The organism is Leifsonia poae, from assembly GCF_027921845.1.
In the GTDB taxonomy this organism is placed as follows: Bacteria; Actinomycetota; Actinomycetes; order Actinomycetales; family Microbacteriaceae; genus Leifsonia; species Leifsonia poae.
In genome coordinates this window covers 37,640-56,355 of record NZ_BSEN01000003.1, presented here as the reverse complement: position 1 = coordinate 56,355, position 18,716 = coordinate 37,640, and the positions used below count along the sequence as shown (strand labels likewise).

At 70.3% G+C, this 18,716-nt stretch carries 14 protein-coding genes; 8 read left to right on the top strand and 6 right to left on the bottom strand.

Going from position 1 to position 18,716, the window contains the following annotated elements:
- Positions 1-38: 38 nt before the first annotated feature.
- The 3 genes from PKE84_RS03940 to PKE84_RS03930 form a co-directional block, all read right to left on the bottom strand.
- The gene (locus PKE84_RS03940; protein WP_271175912.1) at positions 39-815 is read right to left on the bottom strand and encodes a DNA-formamidopyrimidine glycosylase family protein; all 777 of its coding nucleotides are present in this window, start codon (positions 813-815) and stop codon (positions 39-41) included.
- Positions 815-5,578: an ATP-dependent helicase gene (locus tag PKE84_RS03935; RefSeq protein WP_271175911.1), complete on the bottom strand. Its 4,764-nt coding sequence runs from the start codon at positions 5,576-5,578 to the stop codon at positions 815-817. The genes PKE84_RS03940 and PKE84_RS03935 overlap by 1 nt, the downstream gene beginning before the upstream one ends.
- A gap of 74 nt (positions 5,579-5,652) precedes the next feature.
- Positions 5,653-6,303 (bottom strand): alpha/beta hydrolase, encoded by a 651-nt coding sequence (locus PKE84_RS03930; protein WP_271175910.1) that lies wholly within the window; start codon positions 6,301-6,303, stop codon positions 5,653-5,655.
- Between the two features lie 142 nt (positions 6,304-6,445).
- Here PKE84_RS03930 and PKE84_RS03925 point away from each other — a divergent pair, with 142 nt between their 5' ends.
- The gene (locus PKE84_RS03925) at positions 6,446-7,018 is read left to right on the top strand and encodes an NUDIX hydrolase family protein (RefSeq protein WP_271175909.1); all 573 of its coding nucleotides are present in this window, start codon (positions 6,446-6,448) and stop codon (positions 7,016-7,018) included.
- Positions 7,019-7,763: 745 nt separating this feature from the next.
- Here the strand turns inward: PKE84_RS03925 and PKE84_RS03920 are convergent.
- Positions 7,764-8,378 carry a TetR/AcrR family transcriptional regulator gene (locus PKE84_RS03920; RefSeq protein WP_271175908.1) on the bottom strand — a complete coding sequence of 205 codons (615 nt, stop codon included), beginning with the start codon at positions 8,376-8,378 and terminating at the stop codon, positions 7,764-7,766.
- 147 nt (positions 8,379-8,525) lie between these two features.
- On the opposite strand from PKE84_RS03920, the gene PKE84_RS03915 reads away from it, so the two are divergent.
- Positions 8,526-10,034, top strand: coding sequence for an MFS transporter (locus PKE84_RS03915; RefSeq protein WP_271175907.1), 1,509 nt, complete (start codon positions 8,526-8,528; stop codon positions 10,032-10,034).
- 93 nt (positions 10,035-10,127) lie between these two features.
- On the opposite strand, the gene PKE84_RS03910 is transcribed toward PKE84_RS03915, so the two are convergent.
- Positions 10,128-10,952 (bottom strand): DeoR/GlpR family DNA-binding transcription regulator, encoded by an 825-nt coding sequence (locus PKE84_RS03910; RefSeq protein WP_271175906.1) that lies wholly within the window; start codon positions 10,950-10,952, stop codon positions 10,128-10,130.
- A 112-nt stretch (positions 10,953-11,064) separates the two neighbouring features.
- On the opposite strand from PKE84_RS03910, the gene melA reads away from it, so the two are divergent.
- The gene (gene melA, locus PKE84_RS03905) at positions 11,065-12,381 is read left to right on the top strand and encodes an alpha-galactosidase (protein WP_271175905.1); all 1,317 of its coding nucleotides are present in this window, start codon (positions 11,065-11,067) and stop codon (positions 12,379-12,381) included.
- 47 nt (positions 12,382-12,428) lie between these two features.
- On the opposite strand, the gene PKE84_RS03900 is transcribed toward melA, so the two are convergent.
- A complete protein-coding gene (locus PKE84_RS03900) occupies positions 12,429-13,496 on the bottom strand; it encodes an amidohydrolase family protein (RefSeq protein WP_271175904.1) in 1,068 nt (355 codons plus the stop codon).
- Positions 13,497-13,636: 140 nt separating this feature from the next.
- On the opposite strand from PKE84_RS03900, the gene PKE84_RS03895 reads away from it, so the two are divergent.
- The 5 genes from PKE84_RS03895 to PKE84_RS03875 are packed head-to-tail and all read left to right on the top strand — an operon-like array spanning position 13,637 to position 18,715.
- Positions 13,637-14,518, top strand: a complete 882-nt coding sequence (locus PKE84_RS03895; RefSeq protein ID WP_271175903.1) for an SIS domain-containing protein — start codon at positions 13,637-13,639, stop codon at positions 14,516-14,518.
- 36 nt (positions 14,519-14,554) lie between these two features.
- Positions 14,555-15,886, top strand: a complete 1,332-nt coding sequence (locus tag PKE84_RS03890) for an ABC transporter substrate-binding protein (protein WP_271175902.1) — start codon at positions 14,555-14,557, stop codon at positions 15,884-15,886.
- A gap of 20 nt (positions 15,887-15,906) precedes the next feature.
- On the top strand, positions 15,907-16,857 hold the full coding sequence (locus tag PKE84_RS03885; RefSeq protein WP_271175901.1) for a carbohydrate ABC transporter permease: 951 nt from the start codon (positions 15,907-15,909) through the stop codon (positions 16,855-16,857).
- A complete protein-coding gene (locus tag PKE84_RS03880) occupies positions 16,857-17,747 on the top strand; it encodes a carbohydrate ABC transporter permease (RefSeq protein ID WP_271175900.1) in 891 nt (296 codons plus the stop codon). Before PKE84_RS03885 ends, PKE84_RS03880 begins: the two co-directional genes overlap by 1 nt.
- On the top strand, positions 17,744-18,715 hold the full coding sequence (locus tag PKE84_RS03875) for a carbohydrate kinase family protein (RefSeq protein ID WP_271175899.1): 972 nt from the start codon (positions 17,744-17,746) through the stop codon (positions 18,713-18,715). The genes PKE84_RS03880 and PKE84_RS03875 overlap by 4 nt, the downstream gene beginning before the upstream one ends.
- Position 18,716 lies beyond the last annotated feature (1 nt).

Here is an 18,716-nt window from a genome sequence, read left to right as displayed (position 1 = left end):
CCGTTCCGGGGCGGCCATCGTCGTCTCCGCCGGTGCGCCTACGTCTGGCAGTGCGGGCAGTAGTAGCTGACGCGCAGTTCGAGTTCGTTGCGCCCCAGCTCCGACCGCTGGATGCGCGTGCCGCAGCGCAGGCACAGCTCGCCCTCGCGCCCGTAGACCCAGCTGGTGCGACCGCGCCGGGTGTCCCCGGTGGTCACGCGCACCGTGCGGTCGCGATTGGCCACGATCATCCGGTGCCCGAGTCGCACCGCCGCGGCGAGGTCCGCGTCGCGCACGGGCCGGGTCGGCAGCATCCCGCGCAGGAAGCACAGCTCGTTGACGTACTCGTTCCCCAGCCCCGCGAGGTTGCGCTGGTCGAGCAGGGCGACCGCGATCGGCGCATCCGGATGCTCGGCGAGCCGCCGTACGGCCTCGCCGGCGTCCCAGTCGGCCCCGAGCAGGTCCGGCCCGAGGTAGCCGACCGCCTCCTCCTCGCGGTCGCGCGAGATCACCTCGAGCAGCCCCAGCTGGAAGCCGACCGCCGTCGTGTCCTCGGTGCGCAGGATCACGCGAGCCTGATGCGCCGGATGCCGCCAGTGCGCCCCGGGGCGGTAGAGCTCCCACGAGCCCTCCATCTTGAGATGGCTGTGGATCGTCATGTCGCCGACCCGCGCGAGCAGGTGCTTGCCCCGGCTGACCACCTCGTCGACCGTGCGTCCGGCCAGGTCGACGGTGGCGAACGCGGGCACGCGGAAGTCCGTCTCGGTGAGCACCTTGCCGGCCAGCGCCGTGTCGAGACGGCGCGCGGACTGGTAGACGGTGTCGCCCTCCGGCATCAGCGCAGCCTCAGCCCGCGGGGCGTCGCGAGGAAGCCGGCCTGCGCGAGGGCGTCGCCGAGCGGCGAGCCGAGCACGAACTCACCGTTGACCGTCTCGACCGCGAGCTTGTCGACGCGTCCGTCGGTGATCAGCCGCGCAAGCGCACGGGCGGCCGCCTCCAGGTCGAGGGTGGTCGGAGATCCGGTGGACCCGGCCGACCCGGCGTTTCCCGAGGTCCCGGATGCCTCGGACTGGTCGACGAAGCAGAGCATGCTCTTGCCCCCGCGCTCCACGTAGAGCGCGAGCGCGCCGTCGACCAGCACGACCAGTGCCCCTGCCTTCCGGCCCGGTCGGTGCCCGGTGCCCGTCTCGCCGGGGACAGCGGGCCACGGCAGGGCGGCTCCGTACGGATTCGCCGGATCGGTCGCCGCCAGCGCGATCGCCGCGTGATCCGGTTCCTGCGTGTGGTCGGCGACGAACGACCGCAGGCGGTCGACGGTCGGGCCGGTGGCGAACTGCGCGGCACCGAGCGTCTCGATGAAGTACCCCCGTCGGGCGCGTCCGGTCTCCTCGAACCCGCTGAGCACCTTGTACGCGAGGGCGAATCCGCCGGGAACTCCCTCGTTCATCACCGACCCGCGGGTCACGACGCCGTAGCGGTCGAGCAGGGTCTCGGCGGTGGCGTGCGCCCGCACCGTGGAGTCGAGGTCACGGGTCGGCAGAAGCGACCAGCGCCCGGCCACCGTCGGCGGCCCCATCCGTGTCACCATCGCCGAGCGGGCGGCGGCGCGGCCACGGTACATCCGGGCGCGCGTCGGCTGCTTGGGCCGCTTGTGGGCGGCGGACGACCCGGTGAGCGTGCGGAGCGGGGCCAGGGTGTCGTTCGTGATGAGCCCGGCCCAGACCAGATCCCAGAGCGCCGTCACGAGGGCGGTGTCGTCGACCGGCGAGCCGGCGTCGGCTCCGAGCGTGTCGGAGAGCTGGCGGAAGAAGTAGCCGCCACCGCGGCTGAGCGCGGCGAGCACCTGCAGCTGAAGGTCGTCGGTCTCGACGTCGAGCGGCGGCGCGAGAGTCAGCGGAGCGGACTCGGCCAGATGCAGACTGACCCAGCCGTCGTTGCCGGGCAACGATCCGTCGCCCGCCCAGATGACCTCGCCGGTGGCGGTCAGCTCGTCGAGCATGGCCGGGCTGTAATCGTTCACGCGGCTCGGGAGCACCAGCGACTCCCATGCGGAGGCGGGGATGCGCGTGCCGGAGAGCTGCTCGATGACCGAGGCGACCGCATCCACCCCGCGCAGCGTGCCGCCGATGTGCTGCCAGTCGGGGAGGAAGCGCCCGAAGGTGACGGTGTCGACGGGCTCGACCTCGTGGCGGAGGGCGGCGAGCGACATGCGGCGCAGGCGCCGCAGCACCTCGGCGTCGCACCATTCGGAGCCGTGGGCGTGCGGGCGGAACTCGCCCTCGACCACGCGGCGATCGTGCGAGAGGCGGCGGAGAGCATCGTTGGCGACCGCGGCGCCGAGCCCGAACCGCTCGGCGACGTCGGCCGTGACGAAGGGGCCGTGGGTGCGCGCGTACCGGCTGACCAGGTCGCCGAGCGGGTCGTCCACCGGCTCGATGAAGGCCACCGGCACACCGATCGGGAGGGGGACGCCGAGAGCGTCGCGGAGTCGTGCGGCGTCTTCGATGGCGGCATAGCGTTCGTGGCCCGCGATCGTGACGAGCAGGGCGCGCTTGGTGTCGACCAGTTCGCTGAGGTGGACCGCGGCTGTGGCTGCGGTGGCGTGCTCGTCCTCCGTGGCTCCCTGCAGGCGCTCGGCGACCTCGTCGACGCTCAGCGGCCCGAGCATCCGGAGCAGATCGGCGGCGCCCTCGATGCCCCGCACCCGGCGCTCGGGCGCCAGGCGCTGGAGTTCGAGCTCGACGCGCTCGATGACGACCGGGTCGAGCAGCTCGCGCAGCTCGGCGCGTCCGAGCAGCTCGGCCAGCAGTCCCGCGTCGAGCGAGAGTGCGGCCGCGCGTCGTTCGGCGAGAGGACTGTCGCCCTCGTACATGAACGCAGCGACATATCCGAACAGCAGCGACCGCGCGAACGGTGACGCCATCTCGGTGCTCGCCTCGACGAGCCGGATGCGCCGCTGTGCGATCTGCTGGGTCACCTCGTCGAGCGCGGGCAGGTCGTACACGTCTTGCAGGCACTCGCGCACCGTCTCGAGGATGATCGGGAAGCTCGGATACTTGCGCGCGACATCCAGCAGTTGCGAGGCCTTCTGGCGCTGCTGCCAGAGGGGCGAGCGCTTGCCCGGGTTGTACTTGGGCAGCAGCAGGGCGCGGGCGGCGCACTCGCGGAATCGCGCGGCGAAGAGCGCCGACCCGCCGACCTCGTCGGTGACGAGAGCGTCGAGTTCGTTCGGGTCGAACACGAACAGCTCGGCTCCCGGCGGCTGCGACTCCGTGTCGGGGATGCGCACGATGATGCCGTCGTCGGCCGCCATCGCTCCGCCGTCGATGCCGTACTTCTCGCGCACGCGCGCCTGAACCGCCAGCGCCCACGGCGAATGCACCTGCATGCCGAACGGGGAATGCAACACCACGCGCCAGTCGCCGAGCTCGTCGCGGAACCGTTCGACGACGAGCGTGCGGTCGGTCGGGACATGCCCCGTCGCCGTGCGCTGCTCGGCAAGGAAGGCCAGGAGGTTGCCGGTCGCCCACTGGTCGAGGCCGGCCTCGACGCAGCGCAGTTCGGCATCCGTCTCGGAGGCGGAGCTCACCTCGCGGATGAACGCGCCGACCGCACGGCCGAGTTCGGCGGGGCGGCCCAGCCCATCGCCCTTCCAGAACGGCAGGCGTCCCGGCTCGCCGAACGCGGGCGTCACGAGCACGCGGTCGTGGGTGATCTCCTGGATGCGCCAGCTGGTCGAGCCGAGGGCGAAGACATCGCCGACCCGCGACTCGTACACCATCTCCTCGTCGAGCTCGCCGACCCTGCTCGCCTTCTCGCCGACCATGTAGACGCCGAACATCCCGCGGTCGGGAATCGTGCCGCCACTCGTGACCGCCAGGCGTTGCGCCCCCGGGCGTCCGGTGATGGTGCCCGTGTCGCGATCCCACACGACGCGCGGACGCAGCTCGGCGAACTCGTCGGAGGGGTAGCGGCCGGCGAGCAGGTCGAGGGTGGCGTCGTAGGCGCTGCGCGGGAGGGTGGCGAACGGCGCGCTCCGGCGCACCGTGTCGAACCAGTCGTCGGCGTCGATCGGCTCGAGCGCGGTGGCGGCGACCGTCTGCTGGGCCAGGATGTCGAGCGGATTCGTCGGCACGCGCAGCGTCTCGATCATGCCGGAGGTCATCCGCTCGCTCGCGACCGCCGAGTGGATGAGGTCCGCCCGGTGCTTGGGGAACACGATGCCGCGGGAGACCTCGCCCACCTGATGGCCGGCGCGACCGACGCGCTGCAGCCCGCTCGCGACCGACGGTGGTGCCTCGACCTGAACGACCAGGTCGACCGCGCCCATGTCGATGCCGAGTTCGAGGCTCGACGTGGCGACGACGCAGCGCAGCCGGCCCGACTTGAGGTCGTCTTCGATGAGCGCCCGCTGCTCCTTGCTCACCGAGCCGTGGTGGGCCCTGGCCAGCACGAGAGAATCCGGGTCGTCCGTGATCGCCTCGCGGGAGCCGCGGGTCTGGCCGGAGGCGCCGAGCATCTCGGCGGGGGCGCGCTTCTGGGCGGGCCGCGTTGCTGCTTGTGCTCCGTGCGCTGCCGGCGTTCCTTGCGCGCCGGCGGGACCGTCCGTCGTGTCGTGCTCGAAGGGGCTGCCGTCGTCGTCGCGGGGGACGAACGAGTCGCCGCCGAGGATGCGCTCCTCGTAGATCTCGTTGAAGCGCGCGGTGAGGCGTTCGGCCAGGCGGCGCGAGTTCGCGAACACGATGGACGACCGGTGCTCGAGCACGCGATCGACGATCGCCTCCTCGACGTGCGGCCAGATCGATCCCGCCTGAGGCGGCGACCCGTCGTCGTTGCCGCTCGCGAAGGTCGAGGTGCCGAGCTCGCTCATGTCTTCCACGGGCACCACGACCCGCAGGTCGAACCGCTTGCCGGACGGCGGCGAGACGACCTCGACGGGCGACCGCCCGCCGAGGAAGCGCGCCACCTCCTCCGGGGGCCGCACGGTGGCGGAGAGTCCGATGCGCTGCGCGGGCTGCGGGAGCATCGCATCCAGCCGCTCGAGCGAGAGGGCGAGGTGGGCGCCCCGCTTGGTGGCGGCGACGGCGTGCACCTCGTCGACGATCACGGTCTCGACGGTCGCCAGGGTCTCGCGCGCGGCCGACGTCAGCATCAGGAACAGCGACTCCGGCGTCGTGATCAGGATGTCGGGCGGAGTCTTCACCAGGGCGCGGCGGTCGGCGGACGGGGTGTCGCCGGAGCGCACGCCGACCGTGACGTGGGGCGGCTCGGCGCCGAGGCGCTTCGCGGTCTGGGTCACACCGACGAGCGGGGCGCGCAGGTTGCGTTCGACGTCGACGCCGAGCGCCTTCAGCGGCGAGATGTAGAGCACGCGCGTCCCCGGCGCCTCATCCGGCTGCTTGACGCGGGCCGCGAGACGATCGATCGCCCACAGGAACGACGCGAGAGTCTTGCCGGAGCCGGTCGGCGCGATGACCAGCGCGTGGCGGCCGCGGGAGATGGCGTCCCAGGCCCCGACCTGAGCGGGCGTCGGCGCGGCGAAGGCCCCGCTGAACCACTCACGGGTCGCAGGGGAGAACCGGTCGAGCACGTCGCTCATCCTTCTATCCTCCCCCCGACCACCGACACTCGCGAGGGCGGCTGCGGGTGCGCGGCGAAAGGTCGGGCATCCGGTCAGCGGGGGAGCTGAGCGCGGATGAAGGCCGAGATGTCGGCCAGCTCGCGGGACGATATCGCATGCCCCATGCCCTCGTAGATGCGGGCATCCAGTGCGGCGTGGTCCGGGAGCCACTCGGCCGTGCGCGCCACCGCCGCCGCGCCGATCACCTCGTCCAGCGTTCCGCGCCCCCAGAACACCGGAGTGCGTCGCTCGGCGAGTGCCGCATCCCCCGGCTGCTCTCCCTGCACGGCGAATCCCGACAGCTGCACCGCGTAGTCGAAGCGTTCCGGTGCGAGCCGCAGCAGTTGCAGCGCCATCGCGCCGCCCTGTGAGAATCCGAGAAGGCCCGTCGGCGTGGGCGGCTGCTCGTCGAGCCAGTCGAGCACCGCGCGGGCGGCAGCGTCGGCGTTGGAGGCCATCGGATCGCCGGGCACATTCGTGAACCGCGAGAACCAGGCGAAGCCCGGCCCCTCGGGGATCGGCGCCCGAACGGATGCGATGACCGGCTCGAGCGGCAGGTATGCGGAGATCCCGAAGAGGTCGGCCTCGTCGGAGGCGTACCCGTGCATCAGCACCAGCAGTGGCCGGCCGGCGCGGTCGCGTTCCGAGGCGGACCAGAGCACGGCGTCGCGGTCGATGGTGAGGTCGGGCGAGGGGAGGGACACGCGGACTCCTGGCTGACGGCGAGCGAAGGCTCCATTCTCTCGCCTCGTCGTCCGCCGTCCCTCACATTCAGTCTCTTCACCAGGTTTTCCACAGTTCCGGATGCACGCACCCCTGGCGCCGGACGTTCCGTAGGATCAGTGCATGAGCGTGCGCACCCCGGACCCCACTCCCGACCCGCTGCCCGACGGCCCGCAGCCGGGGCCCGCCTGGCTGAGCGACATCGAGCTCGAAGAGGTACGCCGCCGGCTGCCTCTGCTGTACGTGGAGGCCGTGCCGGTGCGGGTCGACGGGCTCGGCCAGGTCACCGAGGTCGGAGTGCTGCTGCGCGCCAACGCCGTCGGCGAGATGACGCGAACGCTCGTCTCCGGCCGCGTGATGTACGGCGAGACGCTGCGCGAGGCGCTTTTCCGGCACCTCGAGAAGGACCTCGGGCCGATGGCGTTCCCGCAGCTGCCCGCCAGCCCGGTGCCCTTCTCGGTCGCCGAGTACTTCCCCATGCCGGGCGTCACCCCGTTCACGGACGATCGGCAGCATGCTGTCTCACTCGCTTACGTCGTGCCGGTCACCGGCACCTGCGAGCCCCGACAGGACGCACTCGAACTCACCTGGATGCTGCCGGAAGAGGCCGTGTCACCCAGCATCTCCGAAGAGATGGAGGGCGGACGCGGCGTGCTGCTCAAGTCGGCGCTCGCTTCGGTCGGCCGCATCGTCTGAGCGCGCTCGCGTCTGCGCGCGCTCGCGTCCGCGCGTCCGCGCGCGTCTGCCGCGCCCGGCTGCGCGTCTGCCGCCCGGCTCGCATAACTCCGGACGTCGGAGGCCCATCCGCGCTGGAGTTCCGGAGTTATGCGGGAGCGCGCGGTGTGTCGGGACGGAGTTCCGGAGTTACGGGGCGGGATGGTCGTCGGGCGGATCAGAACTCCGGCTTGACGGCTACAACGGAGCGGGGATGGTCGTCAGCCCGAACCGCAACTCCGGAAGGTTGGAGCCTGTCCGCGCCGGGGTTCCGGAGTTATGCGGGGGCGCGTGGCGTGTCGGACAAGGGTTCCGGAATTACGGAACGGGCATGGCCGTCGGGCGGAATCACAACTCCGGAGTGTTGAGGTCTGTCCGCGCCGGAGTTCCGGAGCTATGCAGGCGAAGGCGGCGTGTCGGGACGGAGTTCCGGAATTGTGGAACGGGGATGGCCGTCAGGTCGACTGCGGCTCCCGGGGTCGCGGAGCGGGGATGGCCGTCGGGCCGACTGCGGCTCCGGGGTCGCGGAGCGGGGATGGCCGTCGGGCCGACTGCGGCTCCCGGGGTCGCGGAGCGGGGATGGTCGTCGGGCGGGATGACAACTCCGGAAGGTTGAGGCCTATCCGCCCGTGAGTTCCGGAGTTATGCGGGAGTCGGCGGCGTGTCGGGATGGAGTTCCGGAGTTGTGCGCAGAGCGCAGAGCGCAGCGGGCGGCGGCGCGCAGCGCCTAGCGCCGCACCGGGCGCAGGCCGTCGACCGCCAGGTCGATCACGCGGTCGCGCTGTGCGTCGTCGTCGAATGCGACGCTCGCGATGCCCGAGATCATCCGCACCACGTCGCCGATCTCCGTGTCCTCGCGCACGACCCCGGCGGCCTGCGCGCGCTTGAGCAGCGGTTCCCCGGCCGAGTACAGCGACGTGCGGCAGGTGAGCAGAACGGGTGAGTCCTTGTTGAGGCCGTCGACGAGCGCCTTCTTGGTGCCGACGTAGGTGATGAAGCGGTGCAGCCAGGTGTCGAACGCGTCCCACGGCTCCAGGGATGCCGCCTCGGATGCCGCGCGCACTACCGATTCGACTTCGTCGACGTAGACCGCCTCGACGAGGGCGTCGCGCGTAGGGAAGTTGCGGTAGAGCGTGCCGATGCCGACCCCCGCCTGGCGGGCGATCTCCTCCAGGGAGGCGCTGGTGCCGTTCGCGGCGAACCCGTCGCGCGCGGCGGCGAGGAGCGCGTCGAAGTTGCGACGCGCATCCGCCCGCTGCGGACGCGTGACCGTTGCAGTGGCGACGGTACCGGCGACGGTACCGGTCTCGGTGCCGGCGCTCGTCTGTTCGGCGGTGCCCAAAAAAACCTCCACGAAAAACTTGATTACCGGAGGCACCCTCCGCTACGCTGATCTAGTAAGCGGAGGCAACCTCCGATCGGAGCCTCCCTCCATTCTAGCCGACATTCCGTCGGTGAACACCCTTTTTTCGAGGAACGGATACCTCACATGTCTCGATCCCGTCCCGGCCTCACCTTCGCCATCCTGGCGTTGAGTGTCGGCTCCTTCGCCACTCTGCAATCTCTCGTCGTCCCGGTGCTCCCGGTGATCCAGTCCGACCTCGGCACCACCACCGCCGGCGCCACCTGGACCATGACCGCCTGGCTGATCTCGGCCGCCGTCGCCACCCCGCTGCTCGGCCGGGTCGGTGACATGGTCGGCAAGCGCCGCATCCTGATCCTCGCGCTCGCCGCCGTCGCCATCGGCAGCGTCATCGCCGCCTTCTCGCCCACGATCGGCAGCCTGATCGGCGCCCGCATCATCCAGGGCCTGGGCGGGGCGATGTTCCCGCTCGCGTTCGGGATCGCTCGCGACGAGCTCCCGTCGAACCGCCTCGCCTCCGCCATCGGCGCGCTCGCATCCATCATCGCGATCGGCAGCGGCATCGGCACCGTACTCGCGGGACCGCTCGCCGACGTGCTCGGCTGGCGAGGGCTGTTCCTCGTGCCTGTCGTCTTCACCGTCACCGGCGCCATCCTGGCCCGCATCTTCATCCCCGAGTCGCGCACCCGCGCTCCCGGCGGCATCAACCCGTGGTCGGCCGTGCTGCTCTCCAGCTGGCTCGTCGCCCTGCTGCTCCCGCTGAGCACCGGCAACCAGTGGGGATGGGGATCGCCGGGCGTGATCGGGCTGTTCGTCCTGGCCGTGCTGCTGCTCGCCGCGTGGGTGATCGTGGAGCTCCGCTCGCACAGTCCTCTCGTCGACATGCGCATGATGCGTCTGCCCGCCGTGTGGTCGATGAACGCCGCGGCTGTGTTCGTCGGCGCCGCGATGTTCGCGGTGTTCGCGTTCTTCCCGCGGTTCGTTCAGACGCCCACGGCGAGTGGATACGGTCTGGGGGCCTCCGTCTCCGAGTCGGGTCTGCTGCTGCTGCCGATGCTCGTGACGATGGCGGTGACCGGATTCGCCAGTGGGCCGTTGTCGCGCTGGCTCGGGTTCCGCAGTCAGATCGTCTACGCGGCCGCGGTGATGGGGCTCTCGAGCATCTCGATGGCGCTGTTCCACGCGACCCTGGTGCAGGTGACCGTCGCCGCCGGCGTGTTCGGGATCGGCCTCGGCCTCGTCTATGCCGCGATCACGAGCGTCGTCGTCCAGAGCGTTCCGCCCACCCAGACGGGCATCGCGACCGGGATGAACGCCAACCTCCGCACGATCGGTTCCGCCATCGGGGCGGCCCTGATGACCGCCATGGTCACCGGCGCGACCGAGCCCAGCGGGCTCCCGGCGGAGTCCGGCTACACCGAGGGCTTCCTCACTGCGGGTCTGCTGGCGTTCGGGGCCGTGATCGTCACCGGAGTGGCGATGCTGATCGCGCGTCCGCGCCGCACGTCGGCCGCCGAGGAGATCGTCACCACGCCCGAGTCGCCCTTCGCCGAGAGCGAGGTCGCGCTCGAGCTCGAGCCCACGCGCGCCGAGGAGCCCACGCGCGACCGCGCGCTGGAGCCCGCTCTCCGCTGACCCCGGCGCACGAACAAAGGAGGCGGCGCACCGACCGGTGCGCCNCTCCGTGTTCAGGCCGGCAGGCGGTCAGGCCGTCACGCCGTCCGGCCGTCAGGCGGACGCCGGCGCGTCGGCCACGACGACCTCGACGCCGACCGCGCGCAGGCGGTCGAGCTCGTCCGGGTCGGCCGAGCTGTCGGTGATGAGCATCGCCACCTGGTCGATCCCCGCGTTCTGGGCCAGGGCGACGCGTCCGACCTTGGAGCCGTCGGCCACGACGACCGTGCGCTGCGCCTTCGCGACCATCGCATGGTTCGTGCGCGCCTCGGTCTCGTCGTGCGTGGTGACGCCGGCCGCGGCGCTGATGCCGTCAGCGCCCAGGATGGCCGTGCCGACGTTGACGGCGTTGAAGGTGCTCTCGGCCAGGGCGCCGACGAGTTCGAGGGACTGCGGGCGCAGGAATCCGCCGGTCATCACGACGCGCACTCCGGCGTAACCGGAGAGCAGGCCGGCGATCGACAGCGAGTTGGTGACGACGGCGATGTCGTGGTGGTGAGCGAGCTCGCGGGCGACGCTGGCCGTGGTGGTGCCGCCGCTCAGCGCGACGACGTAGCGCTCGGCGGGCAGGCGTTCGACCATCGCGCGGGCGATGGCGCGCTTGGCGTCCTGGAAGCGGGTGTCCCGCAGGGCGACCGGGATCTCACGGCCTCGGTCGACAGCGGATGCCCCGCCGTGCGTGCGCAGGATCAGGTTCTGGTCGGCGAGGTCGGAGAGGTCGCGCCGTGCGGTGGCCGCCGAGATCCCGAGTCGTGCCGAGAGGTCGGCGAGGCTGATCGAGCCGTGCTCCGAGATGAGATCGAGGATCTCGACCATGCGCTGGGCGCGACGGCCGGAGGTGACACGAGCGATCAGCGTTTCGGTGGCCGTGGCGACCATGCGACGTCCTTTCATCCCCAGTAACCGCAAATCGATCAGTCGATATGATCACTTTATCTGCGATTCGCTCATTCTGTTGCGCGGAATCGACACACTATCGCATGATCGCTCCATGCCTCAGATTGTTTTCGTCGGCGCGGGAAGCGTCGTGTTCACCCGCCAGCTGCTCGCCGACCTCTTCCGCTTCGACGACCTGCCCCCGCTGCGCATCGTCCTGCACGACATCAACGCCGAGCGACTCGAGGTCGCCCGCGGCACGGCCGAGCAGGTGGCGGCGCGCTTCGGCCGCACCGCTGAGATCGTGACCGCACTCGACCGGCGCGACGCGCTGGCCGGCGCCGACTTCGTGATCAACATGATCCAGGTCGGCGGCATCGACGCGACCAGGGTCGACCTCGAGGTCCCTGCCGCAGCAGGGCTCCGCCAGACGATCGGCGACACCACGGGCGTCGGCGGCGTGTTCCGCGCGCTGCGCACCTTCCCCGTGCTCTCCGGCATCGCGGCCGACATGCTCGAGCTCTGCCCCGACGCGTGGTTCCTCAACTACACCAACCCGATGGCGATGAACGTGTGGTGGATGTCGCAGGTGGCGCCGCAGATCAAGACCGTCGGCCTGTGCCACAGCGTCTACTGGACCGTGCACGACCTGTGCGCGCTGATCGGCGTTCCGGTCGAAGGAACGCACTACCGAGCGGCCGGCGTGAACCACCAGTCGTGGCTCGTCGAGTGGTCCCGCGACGGAGAGGACCTGTATCCGCGACTACGCGAGGCGATCCGCAACGACCCGGAGCTGCAGCGACGCGTTCGCGTCGAGATCTTCTCCCGCATCGGCTTCTACCCGACCGAGACCAGCGAGCACTCCGCCGAGTACCTCTCGTGGTTCCTGCGCTCCGACGAGCAGATCGAGAAGTACCGGCTGCGTCCGCTGGAGTACATCGGCATCTCGGAGGAGAACGTAGCCGAGTTCGAGCACGCCAAGGTCGCCCTCGCGGCAGGCGAGGCGCTGGAGCTCGAGGAGGGAGCGGCGGAGTACGCACCCCAGGTCATCCACTCGATCCTCACCGGCACGCCGCGCACCATCCACGCGAACGTCGTCAATCACGGCCTGATCTCGAACCTGCCGGAGGGCGCGGTCGTCGAGGTCCCCGCGACGGTGGATGCGTCGGGTGTGCATCCCGAGGTCTTCGGGGCGATCCCGAGCCAGGGCGCCGCGCTCAACCGCACGTACCTGTCGGTCGCCGAGCTCGCCGTCGAGGCGGCCAGGACGGGCGACCCCGCCCGCGTGCGGCAGGCCGTGCTGACCGACCCGAACGCGAGCTCGACGCTGACGCCGCAGCAGATCTGGGACCTCTGCGACGAGCTCACCGCCGCTCACGCAGCGCTGCTCCCTGTCGCTCTCGGCGGCACGCTGGAGAACGCCGTCCGCTGACGACCGGTGCCCGGCACCGACGTCTGACGCCCGCCGTGTGCCCCGGCCTAGAGCCCGAGCACGCGGCGGGCGTTCGCGGCGTACACCCCCGTGAGCAGCGCGGGATCGAGCGCGAGCGCCGACACCGCCCACCGTCCCTGTCCGGGGATCTCGCTCTCCGTGTCGTACGAGAAGCCCTCGTCGGCCGTCTCGAAGAACCGGTAGTGCAGCCGGTACTGCTCGGCGCTCGCCGGGTAGATGTCCGTGCCGAACAGCACCTGCTCCGGATGCTCGGCCACCAGCCGGGCGAAGCGGCGCGGCTGGCGTCCGAGCTCGGCCATGCGGCCGGCCGTGTCGATCGTGTAGTTCGGGGCCACGTCGAGCAGCTTCGCGACCCGGTCGAGGTCTTCGGCGGCGCATCCGGCGTGCGCGCCGATGAAGGTCGTTCCCGGGCAGGCGAGCACCAGCGCCGCATGGGCGTCGAGCAGGGCGTCGAACGACGGATGGCGTTCCCGGTCGCCGAACCACCAGTCCGGCACCTCGGCGAGCTCGTCGAGGCGCTCGTTGTGGCGGTCGGCGGGCTCGAAGAAAGCGATCGGGTCGGCGGTGTGGATCAGCACCGGCAACCCGAGCTCCCCGGCGTGACGCAGCACCTCGATGACGCGGTCGTCGTCGGGGGAGATCAGGGCTCCGTCGGCGTCGCGCACCATGAGCCCGAGGCTCTTCCACACCTTGACACCGCGTGCGCCCCTGGCGACGCTGTCGTCGAGCGATGCGCGGAGGGCGCCGACGCCATCCGGCTCGGCGAGCCGCGCCCAGTCGAGCTGGCAGAACGTGACGAACCGGCCGGGATGCGCGCGGTCGTAGCGTTCGACGTTGGCCGTGACCTCGTCGTCCCACAGGCCGTCGAGGTTCACGATGGTCTCGACACCGCAGTCGTCCATCATCGCCACCAGGGCCGGCACGTCGTCGATCAGCCATTCGCCGTCGTTGAGCCAGCGGCCGAGATGATTGTGCACGTCGACGACGGGCGAAGCGGGTCGGTCGACGGCGCTCTGCGCGGCGCGCAGCTGACTGCGCGGCGCCCAATCGGCCAGGCGGAGTTCCGCGAGTCGGGACCAGTCGGGGTGGGGCATCCGAAACCTCTCTGTAACAAACGATCACCTAGAGTGAGCGATCTGGACATTTTCGTTGTCAAACGCTCATTGTGCGCCAATGATAAGTCCAATGCGCAGAGCAGCGCGCCTCATGGACCGACCCACAGGAGTACCCACTCGTGACATTGACCTCCCGCGAAATCACCAGTCAGCCTGCGATCTGGCGGGAGGCCCTCGCCGGCCACTCTGAGCGTGCCACCGCGCTGCTCACCCTGCCGGGCTCCCGGATCCTCGTGCTCGGCTGCGGCACCTCGGCCTTCGTCGCCGAGTCGTTCGCCGCCCTGCGGGAGTCCGCCGGTTTCGGTGAGACCGATGCCGCCTACGCCTCCGAGCCCTGGCCCTGGCGCAACTACGACGCTGTGATCGTCCTCAGCCGTTCCGGCACGACGACCGAGGCGATCGACGCGCTCGACCGCGTTCCGGCGGGCGTGCGCACGATCGTGGTGACGGGTGTCGCCGATTCGCCGCTGGCCGACCGTGCCGACGACGTGCTCCTGCTCGACTTCGCCGACGAGGAATCGGTCGTGCAGACGCGCTTCCCCACCACGTTCCTCCTGCTGGCGCGTGCCGCCTTCGGAGAAGACGTCAGCGCGCTCCCCGACGAGGCGGAGAAGGCGCTCGGTCGCCCGCTCGACATCGACGTCGCCGCGTTCTCGCACTTCGTCTACCTCGGAAGCGGCTGGACCTACGGTCTCGCACAGGAGGCGGCACTGAAGATCCGCGAGGCCGCTCAGGCCTGGGCCGAGTCGTACCCGCTGCTCGACTACCGCCACGGCCCGCTCGCCGTCGCCGACAGCCGTTCGCTCGTCTGGATCATCGGGCGCGTCGAGCGCAGCCTCGTCGCCGACATCGAGTCGACAGGGGCGACGGTCGTCTCGGGCGTCGGCGACCCCCTCGTCGAGCTGGCGGATGCGCAGCGTCTGGCCGTCGCCATCGCAGAACTGCGCGGACTCGATCCCGACTCCCCGCGCAACCTCACCCGCTCGATCGTCCTCAGCTGACCCCGAGCCTTCACAGCACCGAGAGAGGAACCGAAGATGTCATTCCCGCTCCGCACCAGCACGAAGGCCAGGCGAGCTATCCGCCTCACCGGCCTGATCGCCGTCGCCAGCGTCGCTGTCGCCCTCGCAGGCTGCAGCGGCTCGCAGGGCTCGACGACCCTCGACACCAAAGCCAAGGTCAAGATCGAGGTGTGGTCGGGCCAGGTCGACGCCGCTCAGACCGCGATCGAGGGCCTCGCGAAGGAGTTCGAGAAGGCGCATCCCAACGTCACCGTCGACCTGTCGCCCGGCGCCTCGTCGACCGATCAGCTGCTGCAGAAGCTCTCTGCCGGCTTCGCGGGCAACCAGTACCCGGACATGTCGTACGCGTTCGGTTCCTGGGCGGGCCAGCTCGAAGCATCCGGCCGCACGCTCGATATCTCGAGCGACGTGAAGAAGCCCGCTGTGAAGTGGGATGAGTTCACCGCGGCGGCGCGCGGAACGGCGCAGCCGACGGGCAAGAAGGTCATCGGGTTCCCGGCGGTCGTCGACAACATCGGCCTCCTCTACAACAAGACCCTGTTCGACAAGGCGGGCCTCGCGTATCCGACCAAGGACTGGACCTGGGACGACTTCCGCGCTGCGGCCAAGAAGCTCACCGATTCGGCCAACCACATCTACGGCTACGGCTACTCGGTCTCCGGCAGCGAGGAGACGACCTGGCAGTTCTGGCCGCACCTGTGGCAGAACGGCGGCAAGATCCTGTCGAGCGACGGCACCAAGGCGGAGTTCGCCTCCCCGGCCGGCGATGACGCCCTGAGCTTCCTCCGGTCCATGGCCGTCGACGACAAGAGCGTCTACCTCGACCAGACGGACACGAAGTTCGGCCAGCTGTTCGTCAGCAACCGCATCGGCATGATCACCTCCGGCCCGTGGCAGCTCTCCGACCTGAAGATCGGCGGCACCAAGTACGGCGTCGTCCAGCTCCCCGGCACGGACGGCGACCACCAGACGGTCTCCGGGCCCGACATCTGGGCGCTGTTCGACCACAAGGACGCCAACCGTGCATACTGGACCACCCAGTTCGCCCAGTGGCTGACCTCGGCGGAGCAGGACGAGCGCTTCAACGTCGCCGTCGGCAACCTCCCGCTGCGTTCGTCGGAGGCGACCTCCGACGCGGTCAAGAAGGAATCCGCCGCCTACCCCGGCTACGACGTCTTCGTCGCCAACTCGCAGAACGTCAAGGAGACGCGACCGACCACGAAGGGCTACGCAGCGCTCTCCGTCGAGATCGGCAAGGCCATCTCGTCGGTGCTCCAGGGCCAGGGCGAGCCCCAGGCCGCCCTCGACAAGGCCGCGTCGGCCGCCGACTCCCAGATGAGCAAGTAGGCGTGGGCGGGAACATCCTGATGGCAGACACCGCCGCCCCCACGGTCGGGCACGACACGGCACCGGATGCGACGCGCGCGCGTCGCGTCCGGCGCCGGCAGGGGCTGAAGTCGGCACTGACCGGATGGGGGTTCGTCGCTCCGGCGACCGTCATCATCCTGGGTCTGTCGATCTTCCCGGCGGTGTGGGCGTTCATCCTGTCGTTGCAGACCTGGGACGGCTTCAGCCAGCCCACGTTCGTCGGAGGCGCCAACTACGCGGCGCTGGTGACCGACGCCGACTTCTGGAACGCGGTGCGGAACACACTCGGCTACACCGTGCTGTTCGTGCCGGCCTCCGTGCTGCTCGGGCTCTTCCTCGCGGTGGCGCTGAACCGGCGCATCCGGTGGATGGGGTTCTACCGCACCGCGATCTTCGTGCCGTTCGTCGCGTCGGCGGCGTCGACGGGCATCCTCTCGACCTACCTGTTCAGCCCGCAGTTCGGGCTCGTGAACAACGTGCTGCGCGTGCTGCACCTGCCGCAGCAGGGCTGGCTCGACGACCCGCATCAGGCGATGCTGGTGATCGCGATCATGTCGCTGTGGGGATCGGCGGCCTTCACGACCGTGATCTATCTGGCCGCCCTTCAGGATGTGCCGTCCGACCTGATCGAGGCCGCCAGGATCGACGGCGCGAACCCGTGGCAGACGTTCTGGCGCATCGTCTGGCCGCAGCTCGCGCCCGTGACCGTGTTCGTGACGATCTGGCAGACCATCCAGGCGATCCAGCTCTTCGACCTCGTCTACACGACGACCCGCGGCGGCCCGCTGGATGCGACCAAGACGATCGTGTACTTCCTGTACGAGAAGGCGTTCCGCTCGCTGCAGTTCGGCTACGGCTCGGCGGCGGCCTATGTGCTGTTCGCCGCGACCCTGCTCATCACCATCTTCGTCGTGCTCTACTCGCGGCGTAAGGGTTCGGAGGCGTTCTGATGACCACGGTATTCGACGAGGTCTCGTCGTCGTCCCTCGAGGTGGCCGCCCGCGTCGGCGCCGAGCCCGGTCACCGCAAGCGGAAGCTGAGCGGCTGGCACTTCGTGCTGTTCCCGATCGCGATCCTGTTCCTCGTGCCCTTCGTGCAGATGGCGCTCGCGTCGTTCTCGCCGGCGAAGGAACTGGTCGCGTTCCCGCCCCCGTTCATCCCGTCGCACTTCACGATCGACGGCTACGTGAAGCTGTTCGGCACGACCGACATCCTGCTCTGGCTGGGCAACACTGTGCTCGTCTCCGGAACCGCGATCATCTCGAACCTGGTGCTGTGCTCGCTGGCCGGATACGGCTTCGCCCGGTTGAAGTTCGCCGGCCGCAACTTCGGGTTCCTGATGATCCTGGCGACCATCATGATCCCCACCCAGCTGCTGATGATCCCCACCTACATCCTGTTCGCGACCCTCGGGCTGCTCAACGGGCTCGGAGCGGCGATCGTGCCGTGGCTGGCGACGGCCTTCGGGATCTTCCTGATGCGGCAGTTCTTCCTGTCGCTGCCGGCGGAGCTCGAAGAGGCCGGGGCGATCGACGGCTGCAACCGGTGGCAGATCTTCTTCCGCATCGTGCTGCCGCTGGCGCGGCCGGCCCTGGCGACGCTCGCGATCTTCACGCTGCTGGGCGCCTGGAACGACCTCGTCTGGCCGCTCATCGCGATCAACAACCAGCAGTCGTTCACGCTGCAGCTCGGCATCGCGAACTTCCAGGGTGCGCACCAGACGGACTGGAGCCTGATTATGGCGGGCAACGTCATCGCGACGCTGCCGCTCATCCTGTTCTTCCTCTTCGCGCAGCGGCAGTTCATCGCGACCATGACCTTCTCCGGCCTCAAGGGATGAGCGGGATCGAGGTGCTGGTGGTCGGGGACGCGAACCCCGACCTGCTGCTGACCGGCGACACCGTTCCCCGGTTCGGCCAGGTGGAGCAGCTGCTCGACGGGGCGGACCTGCTGCTCGGTGGCAGCGCGGCGATCGTGGCGTGTGGGCTCGCCCGGCTCGGAGTGCGCACGGCGCTCGCCGCGGTCGTGGGCGCCGACCAGTTCGGCCGCTTCGTGCTCGACCGCCTCGATGAGCGGGGAGTGGACACATCAGCGGTCACCGTCTCGGACGGCATGCCGACCGGCCTGTCGGTGATCCTCTCCGAGCCGCACGACCGCGCGATCCTCACCCTGCCGGGAACGATCCCGAGCCTGACCGTCGACGCCGTGCGCGACGCCGTCGAGCGGTTGGCTCCGCGTCACGTGCACGTCGCCTCGTACTTCCTGCAGCCGTCACTTGCGTCGCGGATGGCGGAGCTTTTCGGCTGGCTCCGTGCCCGCGGGGTGACGATCAGCCTCGACACGAACTGGGACCCGGCCGAGGCGTGGACCGGGCTCGACGAGGTGCTGCCGCTGGTGAGCGTCTTCCTGCCCAACGCCGAGGAGGCTCTGGCGGTCGGTGCAGCGGTCGGTGCGGTCGGGGCGGTCGCGGGCCAGGTCGGCACTGGGTCCTTCGAGGACGCGGGAGCCCGGCTCTCCGCGCTCGGCTGCCGGGTCGTCGTGAAGGCCGGCGCAGAGGGCGGGATCGCCTTCGAGCGCGGTGAGGCCGTCGGGCGGGCATCCGGTCTGGTGGTGGACGTCGTCGACACGACCGGCGCCGGCGACAGCTTCGACGCCGGATACCTGGCGGCGCTGGTGCGCGAGGTGGCGACCGAGGACGAGCGGCTGCGCTGGGCCGCGGCGGCGGGATCGCTGTCGGTGCGCGGTGGCGGCGGCACGGCGGCGCAGGCGACCGAAGCGGAGCTGGCCGGGTTGTTCGCACGTTCCTGAC